The organism is Nonomuraea sp. NPDC047529 (genome assembly GCF_040642995.1).
Classification (GTDB): domain Bacteria; phylum Actinomycetota; class Actinomycetes; order Streptosporangiales; family Streptosporangiaceae; genus Nonomuraea.
This window is the reverse complement of sequence record NZ_JBEYTJ010000004.1, coordinates 97,017-123,983: the sequence shown is the minus strand read 5'-3', so window position 1 is coordinate 123,983 and position 26,967 is coordinate 97,017. Positions and strand designations below refer to the sequence as shown.

General features: G+C 73.0%; 21 protein-coding genes. 9 read left to right on the top strand and 12 right to left on the bottom strand.

The window, feature by feature from the left end; translation table 11 throughout:
* Positions 1–164: 164 nt before the first annotated feature.
* Positions 165–692, bottom strand: coding sequence for a CGNR zinc finger domain-containing protein (locus ABZ815_RS09100; RefSeq protein WP_357695677.1), 528 nt, complete (start codon positions 690–692; stop codon positions 165–167).
* Positions 693–717: 25 nt separating this feature from the next.
* On the opposite strand from ABZ815_RS09100, the gene ABZ815_RS09095 reads away from it, so the two are divergent.
* Positions 718–900 carry a hypothetical protein gene (locus ABZ815_RS09095; protein ID WP_357695674.1) on the top strand — a complete coding sequence of 61 codons (183 nt, stop codon included), beginning with the start codon at positions 718–720 and terminating at the stop codon, positions 898–900.
* Positions 901–950: 50 nt separating this feature from the next.
* On the top strand, positions 951–2,708 hold the full coding sequence (locus ABZ815_RS09090; RefSeq protein ID WP_357695671.1) for a long-chain fatty acid--CoA ligase: 1,758 nt from the start codon (positions 951–953) through the stop codon (positions 2,706–2,708).
* 113 nt (positions 2,709–2,821) lie between these two features.
* Here ABZ815_RS09090 and ABZ815_RS09085 read toward each other — a convergent pair whose 3' ends face one another.
* Positions 2,822–3,709, bottom strand: coding sequence for an NAD(P)-binding domain-containing protein (locus ABZ815_RS09085; RefSeq protein ID WP_357695668.1), 888 nt, complete (start codon positions 3,707–3,709; stop codon positions 2,822–2,824).
* Positions 3,710–3,795: 86 nt separating this feature from the next.
* Between ABZ815_RS09085 and ABZ815_RS09080 the strand changes: the two genes are divergently transcribed.
* Positions 3,796–4,176, top strand: a complete 381-nt coding sequence (locus ABZ815_RS09080; protein ID WP_357695666.1) for a MerR family transcriptional regulator — start codon at positions 3,796–3,798, stop codon at positions 4,174–4,176.
* Positions 4,177–4,196: 20 nt separating this feature from the next.
* Here ABZ815_RS09080 and ABZ815_RS09075 read toward each other — a convergent pair whose 3' ends face one another.
* The 5 genes from ABZ815_RS09075 to meaB form a co-directional block, all read right to left on the bottom strand.
* The gene (locus tag ABZ815_RS09075; RefSeq protein WP_357695663.1) at positions 4,197–5,096 is read right to left on the bottom strand and encodes a glycoside hydrolase family 19 protein; all 900 of its coding nucleotides are present in this window, start codon (positions 5,094–5,096) and stop codon (positions 4,197–4,199) included.
* A gap of 106 nt (positions 5,097–5,202) precedes the next feature.
* Positions 5,203–6,264 carry an acyltransferase family protein gene (locus tag ABZ815_RS09070; RefSeq protein ID WP_357695660.1) on the bottom strand — a complete coding sequence of 354 codons (1,062 nt, stop codon included), beginning with the start codon at positions 6,262–6,264 and terminating at the stop codon, positions 5,203–5,205.
* Positions 6,261–6,881, bottom strand: a complete 621-nt coding sequence (locus ABZ815_RS09065) for a TetR/AcrR family transcriptional regulator (protein ID WP_357695657.1) — start codon at positions 6,879–6,881, stop codon at positions 6,261–6,263. The genes ABZ815_RS09070 and ABZ815_RS09065 overlap by 4 nt, the downstream gene beginning before the upstream one ends.
* A 100-nt stretch (positions 6,882–6,981) precedes the next feature.
* Positions 6,982–9,180, bottom strand: a complete 2,199-nt coding sequence (locus ABZ815_RS09060; RefSeq protein WP_357695654.1) for a CehA/McbA family metallohydrolase — start codon at positions 9,178–9,180, stop codon at positions 6,982–6,984.
* Between the two features lie 236 nt (positions 9,181–9,416).
* Positions 9,417–10,382 carry a methylmalonyl Co-A mutase-associated GTPase MeaB gene (gene meaB, locus ABZ815_RS09055; protein ID WP_357695652.1) on the bottom strand — a complete coding sequence of 322 codons (966 nt, stop codon included), beginning with the start codon at positions 10,380–10,382 and terminating at the stop codon, positions 9,417–9,419.
* Positions 10,383–10,492: 110 nt separating this feature from the next.
* Here meaB and ABZ815_RS09050 point away from each other — a divergent pair, with 110 nt between their 5' ends.
* A complete protein-coding gene (locus ABZ815_RS09050; protein WP_357695650.1) occupies positions 10,493–12,163 on the top strand; it encodes a protein kinase in 1,671 nt (556 codons plus the stop codon).
* A 56-nt stretch (positions 12,164–12,219) separates the two neighbouring features.
* On the opposite strand, the gene scpA is transcribed toward ABZ815_RS09050, so the two are convergent.
* From scpA to ABZ815_RS09025, 5 genes are all read right to left on the bottom strand, one after another.
* The gene (scpA, locus tag ABZ815_RS09045) at positions 12,220–14,364 is read right to left on the bottom strand and encodes a methylmalonyl-CoA mutase (protein WP_357695648.1); all 2,145 of its coding nucleotides are present in this window, start codon (positions 14,362–14,364) and stop codon (positions 12,220–12,222) included.
* Positions 14,361–16,076 carry a methylmalonyl-CoA mutase family protein gene (locus ABZ815_RS09040; protein ID WP_357695645.1) on the bottom strand — a complete coding sequence of 572 codons (1,716 nt, stop codon included), beginning with the start codon at positions 16,074–16,076 and terminating at the stop codon, positions 14,361–14,363. The genes scpA and ABZ815_RS09040 overlap by 4 nt, the downstream gene beginning before the upstream one ends.
* A gap of 45 nt (positions 16,077–16,121) precedes the next feature.
* Positions 16,122–16,883, bottom strand: coding sequence for an N-acetylmuramoyl-L-alanine amidase (locus tag ABZ815_RS09035; RefSeq protein WP_357695642.1), 762 nt, complete (start codon positions 16,881–16,883; stop codon positions 16,122–16,124).
* A 93-nt stretch (positions 16,884–16,976) separates the two neighbouring features.
* Positions 16,977–17,915 carry an S-methyl-5-thioribose-1-phosphate isomerase gene (mtnA, locus tag ABZ815_RS09030; RefSeq protein ID WP_357695640.1) on the bottom strand — a complete coding sequence of 313 codons (939 nt, stop codon included), beginning with the start codon at positions 17,913–17,915 and terminating at the stop codon, positions 16,977–16,979.
* A gap of 45 nt (positions 17,916–17,960) precedes the next feature.
* A complete protein-coding gene (locus ABZ815_RS09025; protein WP_357695638.1) occupies positions 17,961–19,826 on the bottom strand; it encodes a potassium transporter TrkA in 1,866 nt (621 codons plus the stop codon).
* Between the two features lie 95 nt (positions 19,827–19,921).
* Between ABZ815_RS09025 and ABZ815_RS09020 the strand changes: the two genes are divergently transcribed.
* From ABZ815_RS09020 to ABZ815_RS09000, 5 genes are all read left to right on the top strand, one after another.
* Positions 19,922–21,502: a protein kinase gene (locus tag ABZ815_RS09020; protein ID WP_357695636.1), complete on the top strand. Its 1,581-nt coding sequence runs from the start codon at positions 19,922–19,924 to the stop codon at positions 21,500–21,502.
* Between the two features lie 56 nt (positions 21,503–21,558).
* On the top strand, positions 21,559–22,671 hold the full coding sequence (locus tag ABZ815_RS09015) for a DUF5925 domain-containing protein (RefSeq protein WP_357695634.1): 1,113 nt from the start codon (positions 21,559–21,561) through the stop codon (positions 22,669–22,671).
* Between the two features lie 107 nt (positions 22,672–22,778).
* Positions 22,779–23,813 (top strand): C39 family peptidase, encoded by a 1,035-nt coding sequence (locus ABZ815_RS09010; RefSeq protein WP_357695632.1) that lies wholly within the window; start codon positions 22,779–22,781, stop codon positions 23,811–23,813.
* A gap of 6 nt (positions 23,814–23,819) precedes the next feature.
* On the top strand, positions 23,820–25,691 hold the full coding sequence (locus ABZ815_RS09005; RefSeq protein ID WP_357695630.1) for a prolyl oligopeptidase family serine peptidase: 1,872 nt from the start codon (positions 23,820–23,822) through the stop codon (positions 25,689–25,691).
* Entirely contained in the window at positions 25,688–26,950 is a 1,263-nt protein-coding gene (locus tag ABZ815_RS09000; protein ID WP_357695628.1) for a M20/M25/M40 family metallo-hydrolase, read from the top strand. Before ABZ815_RS09005 ends, ABZ815_RS09000 begins: the two co-directional genes overlap by 4 nt.
* The last annotated feature ends 17 nt before the right edge of the window (positions 26,951–26,967 follow it).

The following is a 26,967-nucleotide window of genomic DNA, read 5'->3' as shown; positions in this document are numbered from 1 at the left end:
CAGGCAGCCAAAGCTGGGAAGACTGGGGCGAAGAGGTCGCCGAGGTCGAGGTGTGCGCGCGACAGAGCCCGTGACCGGGCGGATAGGCGCGGTGCCCGCGGCCTCAGATCCTCACGTCAACTGCCCCCATGGGTCGGCGATACGACCCGGACATACTACCCACTTCACGCCGAACGGGCAACGCCCCGCGCTCGATGGGCCGCCACGTTGACCCGGTTCGCGCAGGTCAGCGAGCAGAACCGGCGGCGGCCGTTACGCGAGGTGTCGACGTAGACGGTCGCGCACCCCGTCCGGTCGCAGCGCCCGAGCCGCCGCCCGTCGGAGAAGCACACGGCCATGGCCAGCCCGCCCGCGGTGGTGTCCTTGGCCCTGGAGACGATGTCGGCCTCGGTGGAGAAGAAGTGCAGGTGGGGCTCCAGGCCGTCGTGGGTGCTGATGTGCGGCTTGGAGGCGGTGATCTCCAGGAGCTCGTTGATCAGCGCGACCTGGACGCCCAGGTCGGGCTCGCCGAAGACGGGGGCCAGCCGGCGCGCCCAGGCGGCCAGCTCGGCGGCCTGGGCAGGGGTGACGTCCGTGCGCCACATGGCGTTGGCGGTGAGCGTCTCCCGCACGGCGGCCGGGCTGAAGTCGTCCGCGTTGACGAGGGCCGCCGCGAGCTCGGCGCCGTTGCCGCCGTAAGTGTTGAAATGCACAAGGCCATTACATCAGGTTGGAGTCATGCATCACGGAGAGCCGCACGACCCCTTCGCCCTGACCCTCGTCTCCTCGCACCGCACCTCCGAGGGCCTGGTCTCCTATCTGCGCTGCGCCTGCGGCGCGTGGGAGGTGCGCACGTCCCGGACGGTCGCGTGCGCCGGCCCGCCCCCGGTCGGCGGCAGGTCGATCACGGGCATCGACTGACCCGGCGCACTCGTCCTAGAGTCGGCGGCACACCCCTCAGGAGGTCAGGCATGTCCAGCATTCCCTCCCTGCTGCGCGACCGGATCGCGGCCACCCCCGACGCCGAGGCCTACCGGGTGCCGTCGGGCGACGCGTGGACGTCCCTGTCGTGGCGCGAGGTCGGCGAGCGGGTCCGCGGGCTGGCACTGGGGCTGTCCGGGCTCGGCGCCGGGCCCGGCAGGCGCGTGTCGATCCTCTGCTCGACCAGGCTCGAATGGATCCTCGCCGACCTGGCCGTGCTCTCCACGGGCGCGGCCACCACCACGATCTACCCGTCCAACACGGCCGCCGAGTGTGCCTTCGTCATCACCGACTCCGGCAGCACGATCGTCATCGCCGAGAACGACGAGCAGGTGGCCAAGCTCAGGTCCGTGCGGAAGGAGCTGTCCGACGTCACCGGCGTGGTCGTCGTCGACGGCTCGGCGAGCGACGACGGCTGGGTGGTCACCCTCGACTCGGTCAGCCGCGGCGAGGGCGACTACGACGCCCTGGTGGACGCCATCGCCCAGGACGACCTGGCCACGCTCATCTACACCTCCGGCACCACCGGACGTCCCAAGGGCGTCGAGCTCACCCACGACAACTGGCTGTTCGCGGCCGGCTCGGTCCGCGAGATCGACCTCATCTCCCCCGGCGACCTGCACTTCCTGTGGCTGCCGCTGTCCCACTCGTTCGGCAAGCTGCTGGAGGTCGTGATGATCGACATCGGCGTGCCCACCGCGATCGACGGCCGTCTCGACCGCATCGCCGACAACCTCGGCGCGCTGCGGCCGACCGTGATGGCCGCGGCGCCGCGCATCTTCGAGAAGATCCACAACACGGTCGTCGCCACCGTGCGCCGCGAGGGCGGGATCAAGCTGCGGATCTTCGAGTGGGCAAGGGAGACCGGCATCAGGGTCAGCAGGGCGCGGCAGCGGGAGGCGTCCGTCCCGCTCACCACCCGGGTCGAGCACGCGCTGGCCGACCGGCTGGTCTTCGCCAAGCTGCGGGCGCGCTTCGGCGGCCGGATCCGCTTCTTCATCTCCGGGGCCGCGCCCCTGTCACGGGACGTGGCCGAGTTCTTCGACGGCGCCGGCCTGACGATCCTGGAGGGGTACGGCCTGACCGAGTCGTCGGCGGGCAGCTTCCTCAACCGTCCCGAATCGGTGCGGTTCGGGACGGTCGGCCCGCCACTGCCCGGCACCGAGGTCCGCGTCGCGGACGACGGCGAGATCCTCATCGGCGGGCGCGGCGTGATGCGCGGCTACCACGGCCTGCCCCGGGAGACGTCGGAGGCGCTGGAGGACGGCTGGCTGCGCACCGGCGACATCGGCGAGCTGGACGAGGCCGGACGGCTGCTGATCACCGACCGCAAGAAGGAGCTGATCAAGACCTCGGGCGGCAAGTACGTCGCGCCCACCTACCTGGAGGGCCGCGTCAAGGCCGCCTGCCCGTTCGCCTCGCACGTGTTCGTGCACGGCGACCGCCGCAACTACGTGACGGCGCTCGTCACCCTCGACATGGACGTCGTGCGCCCGTGGGCCGAGGCCGAGTCGCTGCCGGCCGACCCCGAGGCGCTGTGCGGGCACCCGCGCATGCGCGAGGAGGTTGGCAGGGCGATCGAACAGGTCAACGCCGACCAGGCCAGTTACTCCACGATCAAGAAGTTCGCGATCCTGGCCGACGACTTCACCGTGGAGACGGGCGAGCTGACGGCCAGCCTGAAGATCAGGCGCAAGGCCGTCGAGGAACGCCACGCCGACCTCCTCGACGGCTTCTACACCGACTGACGACGACGCACTTCTCGACGGGCTTCTCGACGGGCTTCCTGGCGGCTTCTACGCCGGCTGACGACGGCGAGTTCCCGGGCGGCGGCGACGGGCCCCTCGCCGCCGCCGTCCCGTCACTGGCCGGAGGGCTTGCGGAACTGCTCGATCAGGGCCGTGTAGCCCTGGTCTCCGTGACCCGCCGCGACGGCCCGGCCGGCCAGGGCCCTGATGAATCGCGGCAGCTCGGCGTCCACGCCGTGCGACTCGCTCTCGTGGACCAGGTGGTCCATGGCGGCCACATGGGTGTCGAGGGTCGAGTCGGTGGCCGGGTGGGCGCCCTCGTCGATCTGCCGGGCGTAGTCGGCCAGCCAGCCGGCCACGGTCTCGACGCCGTTCTTCGCCACCGGGGCGAACGCCGCCGCCTCCACCCCGGCGGCCCCGAGCAGCGCGACGCCCTGGAGGAAGCCGTTCAGGATGTTCCACATCAGGCTCAGCACGCCGACGTCGTAGAGCGCCGACAGGCCGTGGTCCGCGCCGAGGTACGTCGTCGCGCCGCCGAGGCTGCGCAGGGCCGGTTCGTGCGGGTCGAAGGCCGAACGCGGGCCGCTGTAGAGGAGGGCGGCCTCCGGGCTCCCGACGGCGGCGGGGGTGGTCATGATCGCGCCGTCGAGGTAGGCGCCGCCGTGCCGGGCGACCCACCCGGCCGTGTCGCGGGCCTCGGCGGAGGTGCCCGAGGTGAGGTTGACCAGCACCCGGCCCTCCAGGACGTCGGCCAGCGGGTCGAGGACCTCGCGCACGGCGGCGTACCCGGTCAGGCAGACGACCACGAGCGGGGCGGCGGCCACGGCCTCCCTGGCCGAACCGGCCCGGACGGCTCCGCGCTCGACGAGCCGGTCGGCCCTGGCCGCCGTACGGTTCCACACGGTCGTCGGCCGCCCGTCGCGCAGGAAGGCCCCGGCCAGCGCCTCCCCCATCAGGCCCAGGCCCACGACGGTCACGGGGGTACGGCGATCCTTCGTCATCACAGTCGCTCTCCCAAAGAGGTTGTTCAGCAGCTATGGGAGAATCGTCAACGTTCAGACCGGTATGAAGGTCAAGGGGGACGGCCATGCTGATCGGGGACCTGAGCCGGCGGACCGGGGTCCGCCCCCACCAGCTGCGCTATTACGAGGCCCAGGGCCTGCTGGAGCCCAACCGCCGCGCCAGCGGCTACCGCGAGTACGACGACGAGGCCGTGCTGACCGTCGCCCAGATCAGGAAGCTGCTCGACGCCGGGCTGTCGACCGACGAGATCGCGTACCTGCTGCCCTGCGTCACTGGCCCCGACCCCGACCTCGTGCCCTGCCCCGAGCTGCTGGACACCCTGCGTGCCCGGCTGCGCGGCCTCGACGAGCAGATCGACACGCTCGCCCGCTCCCGCCGCGCCCTGCGCGGCTACCTGGAGACCACCGAACGGCGCGCGCCTGCCGAACGGCGCGCGCCGGCCTGATCACCTGCCGGGAAGGGCGGTCAGCAGGACAGGTTGCCTCCGGGGGCGACGCCGAGGATCTGGGTGAAGCGCTGGTAGGCGTTGACCCGGCTCTGGACCTGGCCCGGGTTGCCGCCGTTGCACTCCAGGCTGCCGTTGATGCTGCGGATGGTCTCGCCGAACCCGCGGCCGTTGACCATGGCGTTGTGCGGGGTCATGGTGCCGGGGCCGTTCTGGGTCATCCAGTACCACAGCGCGGTCTTCCAGGCCACGGACGCGTTCCGTTCCACCTGCCAGGGGTCGTTCAGCAGGTTGATGCCGAGGGCGTCGCCGGCCGCCTTGTAGTTGAAGTTCCAGCTCAGCTGGATGGGCCCGCGGCCGTAGTAGGCGGCCTGCCCGGCCGGGCAGCCGTAGGGCTGGCTCGTGTCGCAGTAGTGCGGATAGTTCGCGGTGTTCTGCTCGACGATGTAGACCAGCCCGCCGGTCTCGTGGTTGACGTTGGCGAGGAAGGCGGCGGCCTCCTGTTTCCTGACGGTGTCGGAGCCGGTCCCGGCGAAGGCGGGGAAGGCGGCGATCGCCGTGGTCAGGCCGCTGTAGCTGTAGAAGGGGTTACGGCTGGGGAACATCTGGTCGAACTGCGCCTGGCTCACCACGAAGCCTCCCGGGGTCGGCGGGTCGGTCGGCGGGTCGGTCGGGCCGCCGCCACCGCAGGCGCCCTTGTCCGCCCAGACCTCCGCGGTGCCGGGGGTCTCGTTCAGGGTCCACCACCGGGCCGACCAGTTGTGCCCGCCGCGGGACACCAGCGCGCCGCCGTTGTAGACCGTCGCGGCGTTCCACGCCGTCGCGCAGGCCGCCGCCCCGGCCGGCGAGGCCGTCACGACGACCGAGAGGACGCCCGCCACCAGCAGCGCGGCGGCGGACAGCGTCAGGCTCCGTCGCACCCGATCACTTCCCTTCACGGAATCTCTTAGGAAAGTTTCCTAAGAGTTAGCGCGATGGTGACACGCCGCCGGTGACCCGGCAAGGCCCAAAGTCAAGCCCGGAGAGTCAGAGGATCCGCCTGGCCCCCGGCACCGACCGGACCGCGTACGCCAGCGCCCAGCACAACGGCAGCGACACCGCCACCACCAGAGCGAACTTGACGACCGCCGCCGCGTGCAGCTCCCGCACCGCCCAGGCCACGGCCACCAGCACCAGCGGATGGATGACGTAGACCGCGTAGGCGTGCTCGGACAGGAACCTGCCGCGCGCCCCCTGCCCGGCGAACCGCTCCCGGAACAGCACCGCCAGCCCGACGATCATGCCGACCGCGACCACGGACTCCCACAGGGCCATGGCCGCCGACGCCACCAGGCCCGTGGTCAGGCTCGACACCGGGAGCAGCACCAGGCTCGCCACGCCCGTGACGGCGAACCCGGCGCGGGCGGCCCGCCTGGGCAGCGCCTCGAACCAGCCGCGCCGGAAGGCGACCACGCCGGCCGCGAACATGGCCGCGTACTGCGGCAGGAAGTAGGGCGTGGGCAGCCCCAGCACCGGCACGTACGTGCCCTGCGGCACCGGCACGCGCCACAGGACCGTGACGGCCGCCAGCCCCAGGGTGAACAGCACGACCCCCTTGAGGCTCGGCGCGCCGCCTCCCCGCCCGTCGGACCTGCCCGCACGCCGCCACCACGCGTAGAGCAGCGCGAAGACGATCAGCACCTCGACGAACCACATCGGCCCCGGGTCCCACGAGACGATGTACCACTTCCAGAACGGCATGCCGTGGTCCCCGAGCGTCAGCAGCGGCCGCAGCAGCACGACGAAGATCAGCAGCGGCACCCCGAGCCGGACCAGCCGGTCGCGGACGAACGCCCGCCCGCCCTTGCGGTCGTGGGAGCCGGGGGTGAAGAAGCCGGAGATGAGGAAGAAGAACCCCATGAAGAACGCCTGGTTGAAGACCACCAGGAGGTCGAGCGCCACCCCGGAGGCGTCGGTGGCCGGTTCGCTGTAGTACCAGATCGGGATGTTGCCGTACGTGACGGCGACGTGATGGACGACCACCAGCGCGGTCAGTAACACGCGCAGGTTGTCGATCGCGAAAAGCCTGGTGCCGGTCTCGGTCCTCATTGCCTGCATGCCCTCTCGAACAGGTCGGCCAGCTCCGCGGCGTGCGCGTCGAGGTCGTGGTCGGGGTTCGCCACCCAGTAGGCGAACATGTTGTCGATGGCGGAGGAGTGGGTGATGGCCATGACCCGCCGGTCGAAGTCGCGGAACTCGCCGGTGGTCTGGCCGTAGGCGTAGATCTGCTCCATCGCCTGGTAGAGCTCCTCGTTGGCCTTGACGCCGTAACGCGGCTCCCCGTCGGCGGTGCGCAGGTTGTAGAAGATCTCGCCGAGGGCCTTGAGCCGCGTGCGGTGGTCACGCATGTGCTCGGCGACCGCGAGGATGTGCGTCCGCAACATCGCGGTGGGGCCTTCGACGCCCTCGATCCGCGCCATGACGTGCGCGGCGATCTCGCCGTAGACGCTGTTGACCACCTCCTCCATCAGCTCTTCCTTGCCGGTGAAGTGGTAGGAGATGACACCCTTGCTGATGCCCGCGTGCTGGGCGATGCGCGCCAGCGACGCCTGGGCGAAGCCGACGTCGGCGATCACCTCCACGGCTGAGGCGATGATCTGCGCCCGCCTGGCCTCCTCGATGAACGAGCGCACCTTCTGGCCGCCCGGCTGATTTTCTGACCGCATGGCCAAAACCTAGCACACACGGCCAGAATCACGATGCACACGGCCCTCAAGACGGGCCTCAAGACGGGCCTCAAGGCAGGCGGCGTCAGGGCGGACGGCGTCAGGACAGGCGGGCCCGGTAGACCTCTCTGGCCTGGTCCAGCAGGGCGACGTGGTCGGCGAGCTGGGCGGGGTCGGTCAGGCGGGCGTGGGACCTGATCAGCTCCTCCAGCAGGTCCAGCCACTCCAGGCACCAGCGCACGTCGTCCCGCCGGGCGACTCTACGGCCGGCCATGTCCACGTAGACGGGGCTGGTGAGGGCGTAGCCGGTGCCGGTCATGGTGCGCACGTGCGGGTGGCACACGACCTCGGCCACCACGTACGTCGGCTCGTCCACACGAAGGTCGGCCGTCACGGTCAGCCGCTGATCGCCGTCCGGGCGGTGTTCGCCGTCCGGGAGCCGGTCGACGTCCGGGAGGCGTTCCGCGCCCGCGCGCACGCCTTCGGCCGTACGGATGCGCACCGCGGCCACCTCCGGGCCGATCGCGGTGGCGGTGACGCGGACATGGTCGCCGGGGCGGGCGTCGATGACGTGACCGGGGCCGTGCCCGTCCACCGCCAGCTCCAGCCAGGGGCCGGTGGTGGCGAACGTGCGGCCCGCCCGTACCGCGTCGGCGAACGCGCGGGCGGTCAGCTCGCCCTCCACCCGGGCGTAGACGCGGGCCCAGCCGGGCGGGTTGGACTGGTTGTCCGACCGCGTGAAGGAGATCATCGAGTCGGTCCCGGCGGTGACGGCGAGCCGGTTGCCCGCGCCGATCAGCCGCCGGTAGACGGCCGCCGTGGACGCGATCGAGGCGTGGGTGAGCACGTCGAGACTGTCCACCAGGCCGAGCGCGGCGTCGGCGACCAGCTCGCGGGCGGCGCAGTTGCGCGGCACCGGCGAGACGACGGCCTTGGGCGGATCGCCGTCGGCGAGCGGCGTGGCGAAGGGATGGCTGTAGCCGAGGACCGCGCCGAGGCCGCGCAGCTCCCGCAGCCCCTCGGCGTTCGGCGGCCAGTCGGCGTCCCCGGCGAACCCGGTGTGGAAGCGGCCGGGCGCGCGCTCCGGGGCGAAGGCGTAGACGTGGCCGAGCAGGTCGTTGCGGTACTCGACGCCCATCCGGGCCAGGTGGGTGGCGTCTGACCAGGGCAGGTCCTTCCCCGCCCAGTGGTCGAGGGCCTCCCGGTCGTAGACGCGCGGCCCGGAGACGTTCCCGGCGAGCAGGTTGAGCACGTGCAGGTCCTCGCCGTGCTGGGCGGCGGCCGCGTCGGCGGGCAGGCCCACCAGGTCGCCGGCCCAGTTGAGGTGGACGTGCAGGTCGCCGCCGTACCAGCCGCGGGCGGCGGCGTCGTAGAGCCGCTTCGGGGAGAGCCGGACCACGCGTTCCCCGCCCGGGTCCGGGGTGATCTCCAGGGCGGACTCGGCGTACTCCATGCCCCTGGTGACGGTGATCGTCAGCGGCTCGGCCGGGACGTCGAGGGTGAGGCCGTCACCGTGGAAGTACGGCCTGCCGTGGTAGTCGTGGCGGCTCGGGACGCCCGGCGGGTACCAGCCGCGGCCGTCCGCCGAGGCGACGCTCCACCGGCACGGCTCCCCCGCCACCAGGGTGAGCCGGGCGGCCGGCACTTGGCGGAGCAGGGGTTCCAGCCGGACGCGCCGCCCGTCGACCGTGATCACGCTGTCGGCGTCGACCTCGACCAGCCAGGCGCCGCGGGGAGCCAGCTCGCGGTGCGCGTCGTCCACGGTGACCGGGCAGGGGGCGTCGCGGGCGGAGTCGACGAGCAGGAAGATCCCCTCCTCACCACGCCCGGCCCGACCGCCGCCGGTCACGGCGAACGCCTTCGCGGGCTGCGGGGGGTCGGTCACGGAGGCGACCGGTACCTGGCCCACCCAGCGCGGGCCCGTGCCGGGGGTGCCCGGGGTCAGGACCGTTCTCGGGGCACCCCGCAGCTCGATCCCGTCCGGGCCGATCCGCAGCGCGGTGAGGTGCGGTGGCAGCTCGCCGCTTAGGGTGTCGCGCAGCACCCGGTCGTAGTCGGGCTCGGCGAGGTGGGCGGCCAGCCGATCGATCGGCTGTCCCCGGTGCAGGCGTGCGACCTCCTCGAAGGCCAGGCGCCAGAACGTACCGAACAACGAGGGCGGCAGCACCCTGCGCCTGGCGAAGAACTTCACGTAGTGGATCTCCGGCTCACCCCAGGTGATGCCGTGCTCGGCCAGCAGACGACCGTACTCCTCCAGGGCCCCCGCGACCGTTTCGGGCAGCATCGGTTCCGCACACATCTGCGCTTCTCCCCACGTCGGTTGCGCGACATCGTGGCATGTCCCGCTCAGGCCGTCGGATCGGCGATGACGCTGCGGATACTGATATTTCTCCCGCGGGCGCAAGTCTGTTCCTCCGGGGTGCAGACTCCCGGTGACCACCACAGGGGTCCGACCGCCACCGAGGGGCGGCGCCGCCAGATGTCAGGGCCGCCAGATGTCAGGGCCGCCGCCGAGGGGCCGGCCGCCGGGGCGGGTCAGGGCCGTTTGAACACCGACAGCAGGCGGTCGGCGGCGAGCGACGGGGTCAGTTCCCCCGCCAGCACCTCCCGCTCGATCTCCGCCCTGATCGCCGCCACCTCGGGGTCGTGGCGCAGCTCGGCGAGCAGGCGGTCGCGGACCAGCGTCCAGGTCCACTGGACCTGCTGGCTGCGGCGCTTGGCGGGCAGGTCGAGCGAGTCCTGATGGGCCAGGATCCGCCGCCACAGCTCCTCCAGACCGTCCCCGGTGAGCCCGCTGCAGGTCAGGACGGGCGGCGGCCCCGAACGCGGGTCCGAGCGCAACATGCGCAGCGCCCCGGCCAGCTCCCTGGCCGCCTTCCTGGCCGCGAGCTCGTGCTCGCCGTCGGCCTTGTTGACCGCGATCACGTCGGCCAGCTCCAGCACGCCCTTCTTGATCCCCTGGAGCTGGTCACCGGTACGCGCCAGCGTGAGCAGCAGGAACGTGTCCACCATGTCGGCCACGGCGGTCTCCGACTGCCCGACCCCGACGGTCTCGACCAGCACCACGTCGAACCCGGCCGCCTCCACCACGACCATGGCCTCCCTGGTCGCCTTCGTCACGCCGCCGAGCGTGCCGGAGGTCGGCGACGGGCGGATGAACGCGGCGGGGTCGGCCGACAGCCTGGCCATCCGGGTCTTGTCGCCGAGGATGCTGCCGCCCGTCCGGGTCGAGGACGGATCGACGGCCAGGACGGCCACCCGGTGCCCCTGGCCGGTGAGGTACGTGCCGAGCGCGTCGATGAACGTGGACTTCCCCACGCCGGGCACGCCCGAGACGCCGATCCGGCGGGCCCGGCCGGACAGCGGGGTGAGCTCGACGAGCAGCCGCTGGGCCAGCGCCATGTGGTCCGGCCTGGTCGACTCGACCAGGGTGATCGCGCGGGCGACCCACGTACGGGAGCCTGCCCGTACGCCTTCGGCGTAGTCCTCCAGCGAGCGCACCCGGTTGGCTCCTTTCTTCGCTCTGATCAGCCTAACTTCTGACAAGTCCCGACATTTGCCAGTAAGGTGCTGGAGTTCTGATCACAGCCGTCACAGGAGTCACTCCCCTCATGCCCAACGTCGAACCCCTCCGCGAGGGCGACCCGGCAGCGGTGGGACCCTACCGGCTGGCCGGGCGGCTCGGCGCAGGCGGCCATGGTGTCGTCTACCTCGCGCGCGGGCGCGACGGCGGTCCGGTGGCCGTCAAAGTGCTCGCCGAGGGCGTCACCGCGGGTGAGCCGTTCGTCAGGGAGGTCGCCGCCGCGCACGCCCTGGAGCCGTCCTGCGTCGCGAGGGTGCTCGACGCCTCGGCCCGGGGGCGGCCGTACATCGTGACCGAGTACGTGGACGGGCCCTCCCTGCAGGAGACCGGCGCGCTGCGCGGCGCGGACGAGCTGCGGCGGCTGGCGGCGGCGACCGCCACGGCGCTGGCCGCCGCGCACCGGGCGGGCGTCGCGCACCGCGACTTCAAGCCGGCCAACGTGCTGCTCGGGTCGGACGGGCCGCGGGTGACCGACTTCGGCGTCTCGGCGGCGTTCGGGACGGGGGTGAACGCGACCGGCAACATCACCGGGACGCCCGCGTACATGGCGCCCGAGCAGCTCTCCGGGCGGGAGGCGGGCGCGCCGGCGGACGTGTTCGCGTGGGCTTCGGTGATCGTGTTCGCGGCGACGGGGACGCCGCCGTTCGGCGACGACTCGCTGCCCGCCGTGATCAACCGCATCCTGCACGACGAGCCCCGCACCGGCGACCTGCCCCAGCCGCTGCTCGGCGTGGTCCTCGCCTGCCTGGCCAAGGATCCGGACCGCCGTCCGGCCATGGGCGACGTCCTCCGCCACCTGCTCGGCGGCCTGCAGGACACCTTCCCCTCGCCGTCCCGCCCGGCGCCGTCCGGGACGCCGGACGCCGCGTCGGGGACCACCGGCCTGCGCCTGGTCGCGGGCACCCCGCCCCACCTCCACGGCGGAACGCCGCACCCGGAACCCCTGCCCCAGCGGGGCCCCGCCCCCGAGGCCCGGCCAACCCCCCTGGCGGCCCCCGCGCCCTACGAAGGTCCGACCCAGCAGGCGCCCGCGCCCTACGTCGGACCAACCGCGCAGGCGCCCGTGCCCGACGCCAGTCCGGCCCACCACACGCCCGCGCCCGACGTCAGTTCGGCCCACCGAACCCCCCAGCCCAAGGTCAGGGTGCGGCGGCGGGTGAAGACGGCGGTGGTGGCCGGGGTCTCCGGGGTGACCGTGCTGGTACTGGCGGGCGCGATCGTGTGGCTCACACCTTCGACGCCCACGCCCAAGGCCACCCACGTGACGGACGTGACCGGCGCCCCCACACCCGCCTCCACCCCCACCCCCAAGCGGCGTCCCCAGCACACCCGCACGCCCGGACCCGGGCCCGGCGCGGAGAGCACGCCCAGCACGACCCCCACGACCAGCCGCCTCACCCTGGCCTCACTGCGCCCGTCCGGCGGCACCAGGAACGGCGACTGCTGGGACGGCGCGGTACGGCTCCAGGCCGCCGTGACCAGAACCGGCGACCCCGTCACCCTCAGGTACGCCTGGATCGTCGACGGCACGGTCACCGCCCGCTCATCGGCCACGGTCGCCGAGTCCGGCCCCCGGTACCTGACCTCGCCGACCGCCGTGACGGGCTCGGGCTCCCACAGCGTCACGCTCCGGATCACCGCGCCCGTCGCCCGCCAGCGCACCGTCGCCGTCACCGTCTGCGACGACACCACCGGCTGACGCCCGCCCAGCCCTCCGACGCCCGCCAAGGCCCCCGGCCGTACGTCGCCGGAAGGCTAGTGGCGGTCGCCGAGGGTCTGGAGGAGGTCGAGGGCGGCGTCGGCGATCACCGTTCCCGGCGGGAAGATGGCGGCGGCGCCGGCGGCGCGGAGCTCGTCGTGGTCGCCCGGCGGGATGACGCCGCCGACCACGATCATGATGTCCTCGGCGTCGAGGTCGGCCAGGGCGCGCCGGAGCGCGGGCACCAGCGTCAGGTGCCCGGCCGCCAGCGACGAGACGCCCACGATGTGCACGTCGGCCTCGACCGCCTGCCTGGCCACCTCTTCCGGCGTCTGGAACAGAGGGCCGACGTCGACGTCGAAGCCGAGGTCGGCGAAGGCGGTGGCGATCACCTTCTGGCCGCGGTCGTGGCCGTCCTGGCCCATCTTGGCGACCAGGATGCGCGGGCGGCGGCCCTCGTACCGCTCGAAGTCGGCGCAGGCCAGGCGGACGCGCTCGATGGCCTCGGCGGGGCCGGACTCGTCGCGGTACACACCGGAGATGGTACGCACCTGCTCGGCGTGCCGGCCGAACACCCGCTCCAGGGCGTCGGAGATCTCGCCGACGGTGGCCTTGGCGCGGGCGGCGTCGACGGCCAGCTTGAGCAGGTTGGCGTCGAGGCCGGGCGCGGGGTTGTCGGCGGCCTTGGTGAGCGCGTCGAGGGCGCGCTGCACGGCCTCGCCGTCGCGTTCGGCCCGCAGGCGGGCCAGCTTGTCGAGCTGCTGGGCGCGTACGGCGCTGTTGTCGACCTTGAGCACCTCGATGGGCTCGTCGTCGGCGGCGCGGTACTTGTTGACCCCGATGACCGGCTGGCGGCCGGAGTCGATGCGCGCCTGGGTACGGGCCGCGGCCTCCTCGATGCGGAGCTTGGGCAGGCCGGCCTCGATGGCCCTGGCCATGCCGCCGGCGGCCTCGACCTCCTCGATGTGGGCCCAGGCGCGCTCGGCGAGGTCGTGGGTGAGGCGCTCGACGTAGTAGGAGCCGCCCCACGGGTCGATCACCTGCGTGGTGCCCGACTCCTGCTGGAGGAGGAGCTGGGTGTTGCGGGCGATGCGGGCGGAGAAGTCGGTGGGCAGCGCGAGCGCCTCGTCGAGGGCGTTGGTGTGCAGCGACTGGGTGTGGCCCTGGGTGGCGGCCATGGCCTCGACGCAGGTGCGGGCGACGTTGTTGAAGACGTCCTGGGCGGTGAGGGACCAGCCGGAGGTCTGGCTGTGCGTACGCAGGCTCAGCGACTTGGGGTTGGCCGCCCCGAACCGCGACACCAGCCTGGCCCACAGCAGCCGGGCGGCGCGCAGCTTGGCGACCTCCATGAAGAAGTTCATGCCGATGCACCAGAAGAACGACAGCCGGGGGGCGAACCGGTCGACGTCCATCCCGGCGGCGATGCCGGCGCGCAAGTACTCGACGCCGTCGGCGAGGGTGTAGGCGAGTTCGAGGTCGCAGGTCGCCCCGGCTTCCTGGATGTGATAGCCAGAAATGCTGATCGAGTTGAATTTCGGCATCTTTTCGCTTGTATAAGCGAAAATATCCGAGATTATGCGCATCGAGGGGCCCGGCGGATAGATGTAGGTGTTGCGGACCATGAACTCCTTGAGGATGTCGTTCTGGATGGTCCCGGCCAGCTCCTCCGGCGCGACGCCCTGCTCCTCGGCCGCCACGATGTACATCGCGAGGACGGGCAGCACCGCGCCGTTCATGGTCATCGACACCGACATGCGGTCGAGCGGGATGCCGTCGAAGAGCTGCCGCATGTCGTAGATGGAGTCGATCGCCACCCCCGCCATGCCCACGTCGCCGGCCACGCGCGGATGGTCGGAGTCGTAGCCCCGGTGCGTGGCCAGGTCGAAGGCGACCGACAGGCCCTTCTGCCCGGCCGCCAGGTTCCGCCGGTAGAAGGCGTTGGAGTCCTCGGCGGTGGAGAAGCCCGCGTACTGGCGGACCGTCCAGGGCTGGTTGACGTACATGGTCGGGTAGGGCCCGCGCAGGTACGGGGCCGCGCCGGGGTAGGTGCGCAGGAAGTCGAGCCCGTCGAGGTCGGCGGCCGTGTAGAGAGGCTTGACCGCGATGCCCTCGGGCGTCTCCCACACCTCGCCCTCAGGGGCGGCGCTCGCGCCGGGGCCAGGGCCCCCGTCGAGCGGGACGCCGGAGAAGTCGGGGATCATCGCAGCACCTCCAGGTCCTCGAACGTCTGACGGAGCACGGCGAGCGCGTCGCACCCCGCGTAGAGGCAGGCGTCCACGCCCTCGTAGTCTCCCTTCCCCGCCAGCCAGACGCGTCTCGCCCCCGCGTGCCGCAGGGCGGTGGCCACGGCGCCGGCGTGCTGGGCGTACAGCTTGTCGGTGGAGCACAGGCAGGCGACGGCGGCGCCGCTCACGGCGAAGGCGGTGGCGATCTGCTCGGGGTCGGCGCCCGGCCCGGCGGTCTCGGTGGCCAGGCCGCCGGAGTGGAAGAGGTTGGCGGCGAAGGAGGCCCGCGCGGTGTGCGCGGCGACCGGCCCGATGGTGGCCAGGAACACCTTGGGACGCTCGGGCAGTGCGTCGGCGACGTCGCGCAACGCCTCGAACTCCTGGGCGTGGCGGGCCACGGGCCGCCCGGCGGGGGCGGGCGGGCGGCGCAGCGGCTTCTCGCCGGGGTCGGGGAACTCGCTGACGCCGGTGATCGGGAAGCGGCGGTGGGCGATGTCGTCGTCGCGGCGGGCGCGGGTGGCGGCGACGCGCCGCTCGATCAGCTCGCCCGCGGCCTCCACGCCTCCGGCGGCCTCGATCTCCTGGAACCAGGCCCAGGCCCGCTCGGCCAGGTCGGCGGTGCGGCGCTCGACGTACCAGGAGCCGCCGGCGGGGTCGGTCACCCGCCCGATCCCCGACTCCTCCAGCAGCAGCGACTGCGTGTTGCGGGCGATGCGCCGGGAGAAGGCGTCGGGCAGGCCGAGCGCGGCGTCGAACGGCTGCACGGTGACCGCCTCCGCCCCGCCCACGCCCGCCGCGAAGCAGGCCAGGGTGGTGCGCAGCATGTTCACCCAGGGGTCGCGGGCGGTCATCATGGCGGCGCTGGTGACGGCGTGCTGGCGCTGCCCGCCGTGCTCGGCCGCGCCGCACACCTCGGCGACCCTGGCCCACAGGCGGCGCGCCGCCCGGAGCTTGGCGATGGTGGCGAACTGGTCGGCGGTGGCGGCGTACCGGAAGTCTATCTGGCCTAGCGCTTGCTCAACGGAGAGGCCGGCGCCGGTCAGCGTCCGCAGCTCGGCCACGCCCCGCGCGATCGAGCAGCCCAGTTCCTCGGCGTCGGAGGCGCCCGCGTCGTGGTAGGGCGTGGCGTCGACCATGACCGCCCGCAACCCCGGGTACGCGGCGCAGCGCCCGGCCAGCGCGGCCGCCTCGCCGCCGCTCGCGCCCAGGTTCCCGCTGAGCGGGACGCCCCGCTCGGCGGCCAGGCCGAACAGCACCTCGGCGGCCTCCCGCGTGCGCTCCCCCGCCTCCAGGACGATCGGCGCCAGGTCGAGATAGACGTCCTTCAGCACGGCGGGCAGCGCGTCGACCGGGATCGCGTCGTCGCCGACGACCAGCCAGAGCGAGGTGACGCCGTTCTCCAGGTCGGCCAGGACCGCCTCGGGGTCGGCCACGGCGTGCCGCTGCCGGACGTCCCATCCGGGCAGCGCCCGCGCCCCCCGCGTGAACGGCGGCGCGCCCGGCGCCCCGGGATCGCCCGGCAGGTCGCCCGCGTCGTAGAGCGGCGCGACGGTCACTCCGTCGTAGGTGGGGCTGGACAGCGCCTCCTCGGGCGAGCCCGCCTCGACCCCCGACTTGCGCAGGACCTCGACCGCCAGTCTCCGCCAGTCGTCGCGAGTGGTGGGAGGAAACCCCGCTGCCAGTTCCATGCAACGGATAGTAGGCGCTGCCGGGCCGCCGCAGTAATCCGGGGGTTACCCGTCGGCGGGCGGCGCCTCCCATGCCAGCCTCCATGTGAGCGGGCCCACGATCCCGTCGTCCTCGACGCCCTGCTCGCGCTGGAATCTGCGGCACACGTCGCGGGAGGCGGCGCCGTAAGCGCCGTCGACGGTCAGGTCCCAGCCGCGCTTCTTCATCTGCCGCTGCCAGGTGCGCACGTCCTCGCCCTCCATGACCGGCGGGTACTTCAGCAGCCGGCCGGGGAAGGGCGGCGTGGCCGGGGGCGGCGTGGTGGGGCCGCCGCCCGGACGGGGGGCGCCGCGCTTGATCCAGGCGTACAGGGGGTCGCCGGGGCAGTCGGTGGAGTAGCCGTCGCGGTGGCCCTTGATCTCCTTGCCGGCGCCGCCGTGGTCGCGCACGTACTGGACGGCGTCGACGATCGCCTCCAGCATCGTGTCGGGCGGCTGCACGAGCCCGGCGTTGCCGACCAGCCCGAGCACGGCGTAGTGACCGGCGTTGAGCCCGGGGCCGTTGGCGGCGGGCAGGTGGTGCAGCCCCCGCCCCTCGAACACCTTCCGGTGCGGGCAGGCCACGAAGGAGTAGCCGATGTCGATCCAGCCGTTCCCGTCCATGTGGTACGCCTGGATCGATCGCACGAGGGACACGCAGGCGGCGTGGTCGGAGACGATGCCGGGCTCGACCCTGCCGCCGGTGTAGTGGACCTTGACGCCCTTGGTCGAGTCGAGCTGGGTGTAGGCGCCGCGGGGCGTGCGCGCCTGCCAATCGCGCCTTAACACCAGATCTATGTCCACGGCTGCTCTCCGAGAGTAGATATCGGGACGACCGAGCGTAACGCGAGCGAGGTGAGCAGGTCCGCGGATCGCGCTATTTCACGGCCTGATCACCCGCCGTTCGGTCACGATCGCGGTGATCAGATCGTGCGGCGTCACGTCGAACGCGGGGTTCAGCGCCTGAGTGCCCTCGGGCGCGACGCGTACACCTCGGACGGACAGGATCTCCTCGGGGTCGCGGTCCTCGATGTGGATGTGGTCGCCGGTCGGGGTGGCGGGGTCGATGGTGGACTCGGGCGCGACCACGACGAACGGCACCCCGGCCCGTTCCGCGCCGAGCGCGAGCGCGTACGAGCCGATCTTGTTGGCGGTGTCGCCGTTGGCGGCGATGCGGTCGGCGCCGATGAGCACGGCGTCCACCTCCCCCTTGGCCAGCAGGTACGGCCCCGCCGAGTCGGCCACCAGCCGGTGCGGCGCGCCCATCCTGGCCAGCTCCCAGGTGGTGAGCCGGGCACCCTGGAGCAGCGGGCGGGTCTCCAGGGCGAGCACCTCGGCCAGGCGGCCGCGTTCGTGCAGGGTCTGGACGACGCCGAGGGCGGTGCCGCGTTCGACGGCGGCCAGGCCGCCGGTGTTGCAGACGGTCATGATCCGCAGCCGGTCGCCCTCCAGCAGGCCGGCGCCGCGCTCGCCCATGGCCAGGCAGGCGGCGATGTCGTCGTCGCGGACGCGCAGCGCGGCCGCCAGCACCGCCTGGCGGCCCCTGCCCAGGTGGGCGGCGGCCTGGTCGACGCCCCAGGCGAGGTTGGCGGCGGTCGGCCGGGCGGCGCGCAGCTCGGCGATCTGGCCGAGGTCGCCGTCGGCGAGCACGACGCCGAGCGCGCCGGCCACGCCGAGCGCGGGGGCGCCGCGCACGGCCAGCCGCCGGATCGCCGCGACGAGCTCGGCCACGGTCTCGACGCGCAGCCGCACGCACCGGTCGGGCAGCAACGTCTGGTCCACGAGCTCGACGGCGTCGCCGGCCCAGTCGATGGTCCTCACGCCGCACACGCTAACCCACGGGCCCGGGGCCGGCCCGTGCCCGGATCAGCGTTCGGCCAGGACGATCACCGAGTCCTGCCGGCCAAGGACGACGGTGTCGCTCTTGTGGGGGTTCAGCACGATGCCGTAGTGCGGCGGGACGTTCCTGGAGACGTTGTCGCGGTAGCCGATCGCGGTCTCGCCCCTGCGCCGGGCCGCCTCGACGATGGTGGCGAAGGTGACCTCGGAGCCGGTCTTCACGTACGAGGCGGCGGGCCTGGGGTAGATCTCCGAGCCGTGCGAGTCGAACAGGTAGCCGAACACGTCGGCGAGGTGGCGGTTCTCGGCGAGCTGGGCCAGCAGGAGGCCGATGACGGTGTCGCTGATGACGATGTCGTCGGCCTCGGTGACCTCGGCCAGCGCCCGGTTGCCCTCGTCGTGCATCTCGCTGACGATCGAGTAGTGCTCGCCGAGCGTGCTCTGCATGTCGCGGAGCTGGAGCAGGGTCATGAGCGTGCGGGTGTCGGCGTGGTGGGGCTTGAAGCGGTCGTCGGAGAGCACGATGACGTGCTGGTAGAGGCCGACGCCGAGGGATTCGAGCGCGTACCGGTCGGTGGTGTCGCAGTCCTTGACGTTGACGGTGAGGGTGCGCAGCCCGGTCAGGCCGGTGCCGGCGTCGGGGTGGTCGGCGGCGATGTCCAGGACCGAGCCCGGGGAGACGTAGCCGTCCAGGTAGCGCACGATCTGCTCGGCGCGGCCGTTCCAGTTGAGCAGGAGGGTGCGCTCGGGCTCCGGCGGCGCGGCGCCGGTGGCGGTGACGGCCTGCTCGTCCACCGGGGGCTCGCCGGTGGCGAGTTCGATGTGGGAGTCGTCGTGGGCGATGACGACGACCTGGTCCTTGGCGGTGATGACGGTGTCCAGGGGCGGGTTGAGCACGACTCCGGCCGGCCCGCGTAAGCCGATGACGGCGGCGGTCTCGTAGGCGTGCAGCGCCTGGCCGTAGGTGGCGCCGACCAGTTCCTCGTCGGCGCGCAGGTAGATCTCGCCGCCGTCGAAGTTGAGCAGGTCCATGCAGACGACGGACATGCCGGACTGGCGGGAGGACTGCACGATCAGCCGGGCGGCGGTGTCGTCGGAGTCGACCAGGTGCACGTCCTCGCCGCCGGCCAGCCGGGCGGCGGCGAGGTTGCGGGCGGAGGCCAGGGCGGCGACCACGGGCGGGTGGGAGCCGTCACGCTTGGCCAGGGCCAGCAGGATCTTGATGACGTGCGCGTCGGGGTCCTCGCCCTCGGGCGAGAGCACGACGACGGACCTGGCGGCGGTGAGGTTCATCAGGCCGAGGTCGCGCGGCTCGGTGGGACGGCCGGTGCGGCAGACCAGGCGGGTCCTGCCGAGGTCGCCGACGTGCTCGCGGATGTCCTCCTCCATGGCCAGCTTGTCGCGGTCGGCCAGGATGGCGATGACCGAGTTCTTCTGGCTGGCGTGCGCCTTGACCAGCTCGGTGACGATCGTGAACACCTGGTCCGACCAGCCGAGCACCACCGTGTGGCCGGACTCGACGATGCGCGAACGGCCTCTGCGCAGGCGGTCCACCTTCTGCTTGAGGCCGTTGGACAGCAGGCCGACGAGCATGCTGACGATGAAGATGCCGCCGAGCGACCCGGCGAACATCACGGTCATGTAGCCGAGCGAGCCCTTGTCGCTGGCGACCTTGCTGGGGGTGAGGGCGTGCATGAGGGCGATCCACAGCACCTGCCCCGCGCCGCCGACGCCGTCGGGCTCGTCCGGCGCGAGCCAGAGCGTGAACGCGGCCACCACGAGGATGAGCGCGACCGACACCACCGCGAGCCAGCCGATGAGCGACGCCGTCCCCCTGGACATGGTGTTGTCGAACCAGTACCGCGCCCGTTCGCGGACCGTGACCCTCGACACTTCCCCGATACCTCCGTGTAAGGAGTGATTTAGACCGACGACACAAGGTACCGGGCGATCTTGGCTTCCGCATGGCGAGCGGTAACGTAGCCGCCATGGTGACCCCCCTCACACCGGACGATCCGGCGTCCCTGGGCGATTTCCGCCTTGCCGGGCGGCTCGGCGAGGGTGGGCAGGGCGTGGTCTACCTGGCCCACTCCCCCGCCGGGGAGCAGGTCGCGGTCAAGCTGCTCAACGCGGGCGACCAGGAGACGCGGGCCAGGCTGGCGCGCGAGCTCGACGCGCTGGAGTCGATCGCCTCCTTCTGCACGGCCCGCGTGCTCGACGTCTCGACCCGGGGCTCGCGGCCGTACGTGGTGAGCGAGTTCGTCGACGGGCCCTCGCTGGCCGAGCGGGTGGCCGGGCGCGGGCCGCTGCGCGGCGGCGAGCTGGAACGCCTGGCGGTCGGCACGGCCACCGCGCTGGCGGCCATCCACGCGGCCGGGGTCGTCCACCGCGACTTCAAGCCGTCCAACGTGCTGCTCGGGCCGGACGGGCCGCGCGTGGTGGACTTCGGCATCGCCAGGGCCGAGGGCGCGGCGACGCACACCTCGGGGCTGATCGGCACGCCCGCCTACCTGTCGCCGGAGCAGATCGCGGGCTCGCCCGCCTCGGCGGCCTCCGACGTGTTCGCGTGGGCGGCGACGATCGTCCACGCGGCCACGGGGGTCAGCCCGTTCGGGGCGGACACCGTGCCGGCGGTGCTGCACCGGGTGCTGCACGCCGAGCCGGATCTGTCGCCGCTGCCGTCCCGGCTGCGCGGGCTGATCGCCGCCGCCCTGGCCAAGGACCCCGCCCGCCGCCCGACGGCCGGCGCCCTCATGCTGGCCCTGGTCGCCCCGGGCACCCCGCCGCTCCCTGCCTCCGGCCCCGCGTCGGGCGCGCCTACCGGCCCCGCATCCGGCCCCGCGTCCGGCGCGCCTACCGGCCCCGCATCCGGCCCCGCATCCGGCCCCGCCCCCGGCTCGCCTGCCGGCACCGCCTCGGGCGGGCCTCCGGGAGGCCCGCACGGCCTCGGTCCGGGGGTGGCCGACACGCGCGAGAGTCGGGAGGGCCGGAACAGGGGGCGCGGCGCCCTCGCCGGGGCCGTGGCGGTCGTGGTGGCCCTGGCCGTGGTCGGCGGCGTGGTCCTGCTGACCGCCCGTGCGCCCGGCTCGACCGCCACCCGGTCCACCTCGCCGCCGTCCGCGACCGCCGCCCCGTCCGACTCGCCGTCCGACCCGCCGTCCACGACCGCCGCTCCCGAAACGCCCGTCGCCGCCCGTACGGCCACGGCGCGGACCACCGGCGGGACCGGGGCTCTGAAGATCCCCGCGGCCTTCGCCGGCACCTGGACGGGCCACACCGACACCACCAACCCGCTCGACCCCGACGGCGCCGACAACACGGTCGAACTGAAGGCCGGCCGGCCGGAGGCGGCCTGGCAGGAGAAGGACTCCCAGGTCGACTGCACCGCCACCATCACCCTGACCGAGGTGCGCCCCGACCGGCTGACTTTCTCCCTCGGTGCGACCACGGGCGGCTGCATCCCGGGTACTGTCTGGCTGGAGCTTAAAGGCGACACTCTCACCTACACCTGGCGAGACGTGCCCGGCCTGGGAATGGTCACCCAGACCGGCGATCTCGGCAAGAAGTGAATGATCCGCTCGCATAACCCTTCGACATCCGAGCCCACGAAGGAGATCCTTTACCTATGTCTGTGATCAGGGAGGTGCCGTTCCCCAGCCCGGACTCCTCGTCCGAACTGCCGATGAACATCTGGATCGACGACGCCGACTCGGCGATCGACGTCATCGACGCCCTGGCGTTGTCGCCGTTCGCGACCGGCGTTCAGCCCTGGTCAAGGCTGGCCAACCTGGAGCGTGTGCGCCCGGACGCCCAGTTGCAGCCGGCCGAGGGGCGGGTGCTGCGCACCGCGCAGGTGGAGGACGGTTCGGAGTCGCGGCTCATCTGCGGCGAGGGGTGGACGCTGCGGGTCATCCGGCACCGCAACCGCACCGCCACGGTGAGCGTGACGGCGGTGAGCGAAGAGCTGGCCACCTCGGTGATGAAGGAGAGCATCGACGGCGCCGAGGAGCCGATGCCCGACGCCGACCACGTCGAGATGGGCTTCTGGTGGCGCGGCTCCCACGGCGGCAACCGGTCGGAGAAGCCGATCACCGCCCAGCCATGGGACGAGATCGGGACGAACTACTCGGCGCAGGTGCGCCCGGCGCTCGGCCGCCTGATGGCGACCACGCCCGCCGACGTCAACGGCCGGCTGATCCTGCTGCACGGCCAGCCCGGCACCGGCAAGACCACGCTGCTGCGCACGCTGGCCAAGCAGTGGCACGACTGGTGCCAGGTCGACTGCGTGCTCGACCCCGAACGGCTGTTCAACGACCCGGGCTACCTGATGGAGGTGGCGGTCGGCTACGACACCGACGACGACACGCAGCGGTGGCGGCTGCTGGTGCTGGAGGACTGCGACGAGCTGATCAGCTCGGGCGCCAAGGCCCAGGCGGGCCAGGGGCTGTCGCGGCTGCTCAACCTCACCGACGGCCTGCTCGGCCAGGGCCGCGACGTCCTGGTGGCCATCACCACGAACGAGGACCTGACCCGGCTGCACCCGGCGGTGATCCGTCCGGGCCGCTGCCTGGCCCAGATCGAGGTCGGCCCGCTGACCCGGGACGAGGCCGTCGCCTGGCTCGGCTCGCCGCAGGGGGTCGGCGCCTCGGGGGCGACCCTCGCGGAGCTGTACGCCCTGCGCGCGGGCCGCGCGATCAGCCCGGCGGGCCCCGACGAGTCCACCGGCCTCTACCTCTGACCGAGCCCACCGGCCCCTCCTGGTGAGCGAGCCCGCCGGGAGCGGGGCCGGGCCGGTACGTAAACCAACCGATGTGCGACACCCGGTGTGAAACCACAATATGGCTGGTGCTCACCGTCGATCTGGCGCGCGTCGCCTTCACCCGTCTCACCGTGCCCGGAGGCACGTGGACCAGCGAGGAACACCGGGTCGGCTTCGCGGCCACCCAGCTCGTCCCCTCGTGGACCGCGCGTACCCCGCCGGGCGCCTGGGTCGAGGTGGAGCTGCGGGCCAGGACCGAAGCCGGCACGCTGACCAAGTGGTACGTCATGGGCCGCTGGTCCGAGCACGGGCCGCGTACCTCGGTGCCCGGCCAGGGTGACGAGGACGGCGACGTGGCCGTGGACACGTTCGTGGCCAGGCGGCCGGTCGTGGCGTTCCAGACGAGGGTCACCGCGCGTGGCGAGGGCGCGCGGATGACCTCTCTCGGCGTGCTGGCCTCGTCCCTGCCGCAGCGTCCGGTCGCGGTGAGCACGTCCGGGGTGGCCGGGCGGGTCGAGCTCGACGTGCCCGGCCACTCCCAGTACGCGCACGCCGGGCACCACCCGCGCTGGGACGGCGGCGGCGCGAACTGGTGCAGCCCCGCCTCGGTGGCGATGGTGCTGGCCTTCTGGGGCCGCGGCCCCGAGCCCGGCGAGCTGGCCTGGGTGGGCGCGGACGACCCCGCCCCGGCGGTGGACCACGCCGCCATGGGCACCTACGACGACGGCTACCAGGGCACCGGGAACTGGCCCTTCAACGTGGCCTACGCGGGGCGTTACGGGCTGACCGGCTTCGTGACCAGGCTGCTGTCGGCGGCCGAGCTGGAGGCGTTCGTCCTGGCGGGCATCCCGGTGATCGCCTCGCTGTCGTTCAAGGCCCACGAGCTGCCCGGCTCCGGCTACTCCACGAACGGCCACATCCTCGTCGTCACCGGCTTCACCGCCGGGGGCGACGTCGTCGTGAACGACCCCGCCGCGCCCGCGGACGGCGAGGTTCGCCGGGTGTACCCGCGGGCAGCGTTCGAGAACGTGTGGCTGAGGAGCTCGGGCAGCGGCGGCATCGTGTACGTCCTCCACCCGCCCGGGCATCCCCTGCCTCCCTGTACCAACGGCAATTGGTGATTTTTCATGAGCATTCGACCGATCGATGTGGCGCGTACCGACGGCGGCCCCCAGTGGGTGGAGGCCGTCGCCACGCCCGAGGGCGTGGAGGTGTGGTGGGACGAGCCACGCCCGCACGAGGGCGGCCGGCGCTGCGTGGTGCGCCGCCTGCCCGACGGCTCCCGCGCCGACGCGCTGCCTCCCGGCTGGAACGCCCGCAACCGCCTGATCGAGTACGGCGGCCGCTCCTGGCGTCCGCTGCCGGGCGGCGGCCTGGTCTTCACCAATTGGTCCGACCAGCGGCTCTACCGCCTGGACGCCTCCCCGGGGAAGGCCGCCGACCCGGTCGCCCTCACGCCCGAGGGCCCGGCGCGCTACGGCGACCTCTACCTGCCGCCCGGCCGTGACGAGGTGTGGGCGGTCCGCGAGATCGACGACGTGCGGGACCTGGTGGCGGTCCCCCTGGACGGCGGCCCGGTCAGGGTCGTGGCCCGGACGCACCACTTCCTCATGAACCCCCGCCTCTCCCCCGACGGCGCCCGGATCGCCTGGATCGGCTGGAACCACCCCGACATGCCCTGGGACGGCACCGAACTGTGCGTGGCCCCCCTGTCGCCGGACGGCGTCGCGGGCCCCCACCGGGTCGTGGCCGGCGGCCCCGAGGAGTCGGTGGCCCAGGCCGAGTGGCGCGACGCGGAGTCCCTGTACGCCGTCACCGACCCGACCGGCTGGTGGAACGTGCATGTCGTGCACCTGGACGGTTCCCCCTCGCGCAACCTCACCCCCGTGGAGCTGGAGTTCGGCGCGGCGGCCTGGAAGCCGGGCCTGGCCTGCCTGGCCCCGGCGGGCGAGCACCTGGTCGTCGTGTACGGCACCGCCGACCACCGACGCCTGGGCGTGCTCGACCCGGCGACGGGCGGCCTGCGGGAGATCGGCGGGGCGGAGCACACGTACTGGGCCTCGACGGTGTCGGCGGCCGGGGGCAAGGCGGCGGCGGTGGGGGCGACGCCGTACACGCCGCTGGAGGTCACGCTGGTCGATCTGGCCACCGGCGGGCACGAGGTCGTCTCGGCCCCCAAGCCCCTGCCCGACCGGGCGCTGCTGCCCACGCCGGAGGCGGTGACGGTCGAGGGCGTGCACGCCCACCTCTACCCGCCGGCCGGGGTCGCGGGCCCGGCGCCGTACGTGATCTTCGTGCACGGCGGGCCGACCGGGAACTCGCCGGTCGTGCTCGACCTGGAGATCGCCTACTTCACCAGCAGAGGGATCGGCGTGGCCGTGGTGAACTACGGCGGCTCGACCGGCTATGGCAGGGCCTACCGCGAGCGGCTGCGGCACCAGTGGGGCGTGGTGGACGTCCAGGACTGCGCCAAGGTGGCGCGCGGGCTGGTGCAGCTCGGCCGGGCGGACGCGGCCAGGATCGCGATCCGGGGCGGCAGCGCCGGCGGCTGGACGACGGTGGCCGCGCTGGTGCACAGCGACGTGTTCGCGGGCGGCGTCGCGCACTACGCGATCACCGACCCGGAGAGCTGGGCGGCCGAGACGCACGACTTCGAGTCGCGCTACCTCGACGGCCTGGTGGGCCCGCTGCCCGAGACGCGGCAGCGGTACACCGACCGCTCGCCGCTCCTGAACGCGGCCCGGGCATCGGGCCCGTGCCTCATGTTGCACGGTCTGGAGGACGCGATCGTGGACGTCAGCCAGGCTGAGCGATTCACCGCCGAACTGGACAAGCACGGCAAACAGTGGGCTCTGCTCACCTTCGCCGGTGAGCAGCACGGCTGGCGCAGGGAAGAGACCATCGTGGCGGCGCTGGAGGCCGAGCTGGCCTTCTACGGGCTGATCTTCGACCTGGAGACGCCCGGCGTGCCGCCGCTGACGCTGAAGGGGAGAGCGTGAAGAGCGTCGCCGAGATCTGCTCGGACCTGATCAGGTTCGACACCACCAATCCGGGCTCGGGCGAGCGCCCGGCGGCCGAGTACGTGGCCACGCTGCTGGCCGACGCGGGGCTGGAGCCGGTGGTGTTCGAGTCGGCGCCCCGGCGCACCACCGTCGTGGCCAGGATCGACGGCGACTCCCCCGACGCGCTGCTCGTCCACGGCCACCTGGACGTCGTGCCCGCCGACCCCGCCGAGTGGCGGATGCACCCGTTCTCCGGCGAGATCACCGACGGCTGCGTGTACGGCCGGGGCGCGGTGGACATGAAGGGCTCGTGCGCGATGACCCTCGCGGCCGTGCTCGGCATGGCGGCGGACGGCGTGCGGCCGAAGCGGGACCTGGTGCTGGCCTTCCTGGCCGACGAGGAGGCGACCGGCGACTACGGCTCCCGCCACGCGGTGACCGAGCACCGGCACCTGTTCGACGGCGTCACCGAGGCCATCAGCGAGTCGGGCGGCTTCAGCGTCGACTCCGGCGGGCGGCGCGTCTACCCGATCGCCGTCGGCGAGCGCGGCACCGCATGGATGAAGGTGACCGCCCACGGCGTGGCGGGCCACGGCTCGCGGCCCGCCGTGGACAACCCGGTCGCCACGCTGGCCCACGCGCTGTCGCGGGTGGCCGCCCACCAGTGGCCGGTACGCCTGACGCCGTCGGTCGCCGCGCTCCTGGAGAGCCTGTCGGAGATCACCGGGCAGCCGATCGACCTGGACCGGCTGGACGCCGAGGCCGACCGGCTGGGCGCGCTCGGCGAGCTGTTCCACGGCCAGATCCGCAACTCGGCGAACCCGACGATGCTGGAGGCCGGCTACAAGGTCAACGTGGTGCCCTCGACCGCCTCGGCGCACGTGGACGGCCGGTACCTGCCGGGCCTTCAGGAGGAGTTCCTCGCGACGATCGACGAGCTGCTGGGCCCGAAGATCACCCGCGAGTTCGTGAACCTGGAGGAGGCGCCCGCCGCGCCGTACCCGTCGGCGTTTTTCGACGAGCTGGCGGGGGCGCTGGTGGCCGAGGACCCGCTGGCGCGGCCGGTGCCGTACGTGATGAGCGGCGGCACCGACGCCAAGTCCTTCGCCACCATCGGCATCCAGGGGTACGGCTTCGCCCCGCTCATGCTCCGGCCCGACCTGGACTACTTCGGCATGTTCCACGGCAAGGACGAGCGGGTTCCGGTGGAGGGGCTGGAGTTCGGCACCCGCGTCCTGACCCGCCTGCTCACCTGACCGTCCCGGCCGTCCCC

Bases quoted from the DNA above. Each gene is read 5' to 3' on its own strand.
- ABZ815_RS09095 (WP_357695674.1), top strand. From the start codon at position 718: ATGCATCACGGAGAGCCGCACGACCCCTTCGCCCTGACCCTCGTCTCC.
- ABZ815_RS09090 (WP_357695671.1), top strand. From the start codon at position 951: ATGTCCAGCATTCCCTCCCTGCTGCGCGACCGGATCGCGGCCACCCCC.
- ABZ815_RS09085 (WP_357695668.1), bottom strand. From the start codon at position 3,709: ATGACGAAGGATCGCCGTACCCCCGTGACCGTCGTGGGCCTGGGCCTG.
- ABZ815_RS09080 (WP_357695666.1), top strand. From the start codon at position 3,796: ATGCTGATCGGGGACCTGAGCCGGCGGACCGGGGTCCGCCCCCACCAG.
- ABZ815_RS09070 (WP_357695660.1), bottom strand. From the start codon at position 6,264: ATGAGGACCGAGACCGGCACCAGGCTTTTCGCGATCGACAACCTGCGC.
- ABZ815_RS09065 (WP_357695657.1), bottom strand. From the start codon at position 6,881: ATGCGGTCAGAAAATCAGCCGGGCGGCCAGAAGGTGCGCTCGTTCATC.
- ABZ815_RS09060 (WP_357695654.1), bottom strand. From the start codon at position 9,180: ATGTGTGCGGAACCGATGCTGCCCGAAACGGTCGCGGGGGCCCTGGAG.
- ABZ815_RS09050 (WP_357695650.1), top strand. From the start codon at position 10,493: ATGCCCAACGTCGAACCCCTCCGCGAGGGCGACCCGGCAGCGGTGGGA.
- scpA (WP_357695648.1), bottom strand. From the start codon at position 14,364: ATGATCCCCGACTTCTCCGGCGTCCCGCTCGACGGGGGCCCTGGCCCC.
- ABZ815_RS09040 (WP_357695645.1), bottom strand. From the start codon at position 16,076: ATGGAACTGGCAGCGGGGTTTCCTCCCACCACTCGCGACGACTGGCGG.
- ABZ815_RS09020 (WP_357695636.1), top strand. From the start codon at position 19,922: ATGGTGACCCCCCTCACACCGGACGATCCGGCGTCCCTGGGCGATTTC.
- ABZ815_RS09015 (WP_357695634.1), top strand. From the start codon at position 21,559: ATGTCTGTGATCAGGGAGGTGCCGTTCCCCAGCCCGGACTCCTCGTCC.
- ABZ815_RS09005 (WP_357695630.1), top strand. From the start codon at position 23,820: ATGAGCATTCGACCGATCGATGTGGCGCGTACCGACGGCGGCCCCCAG.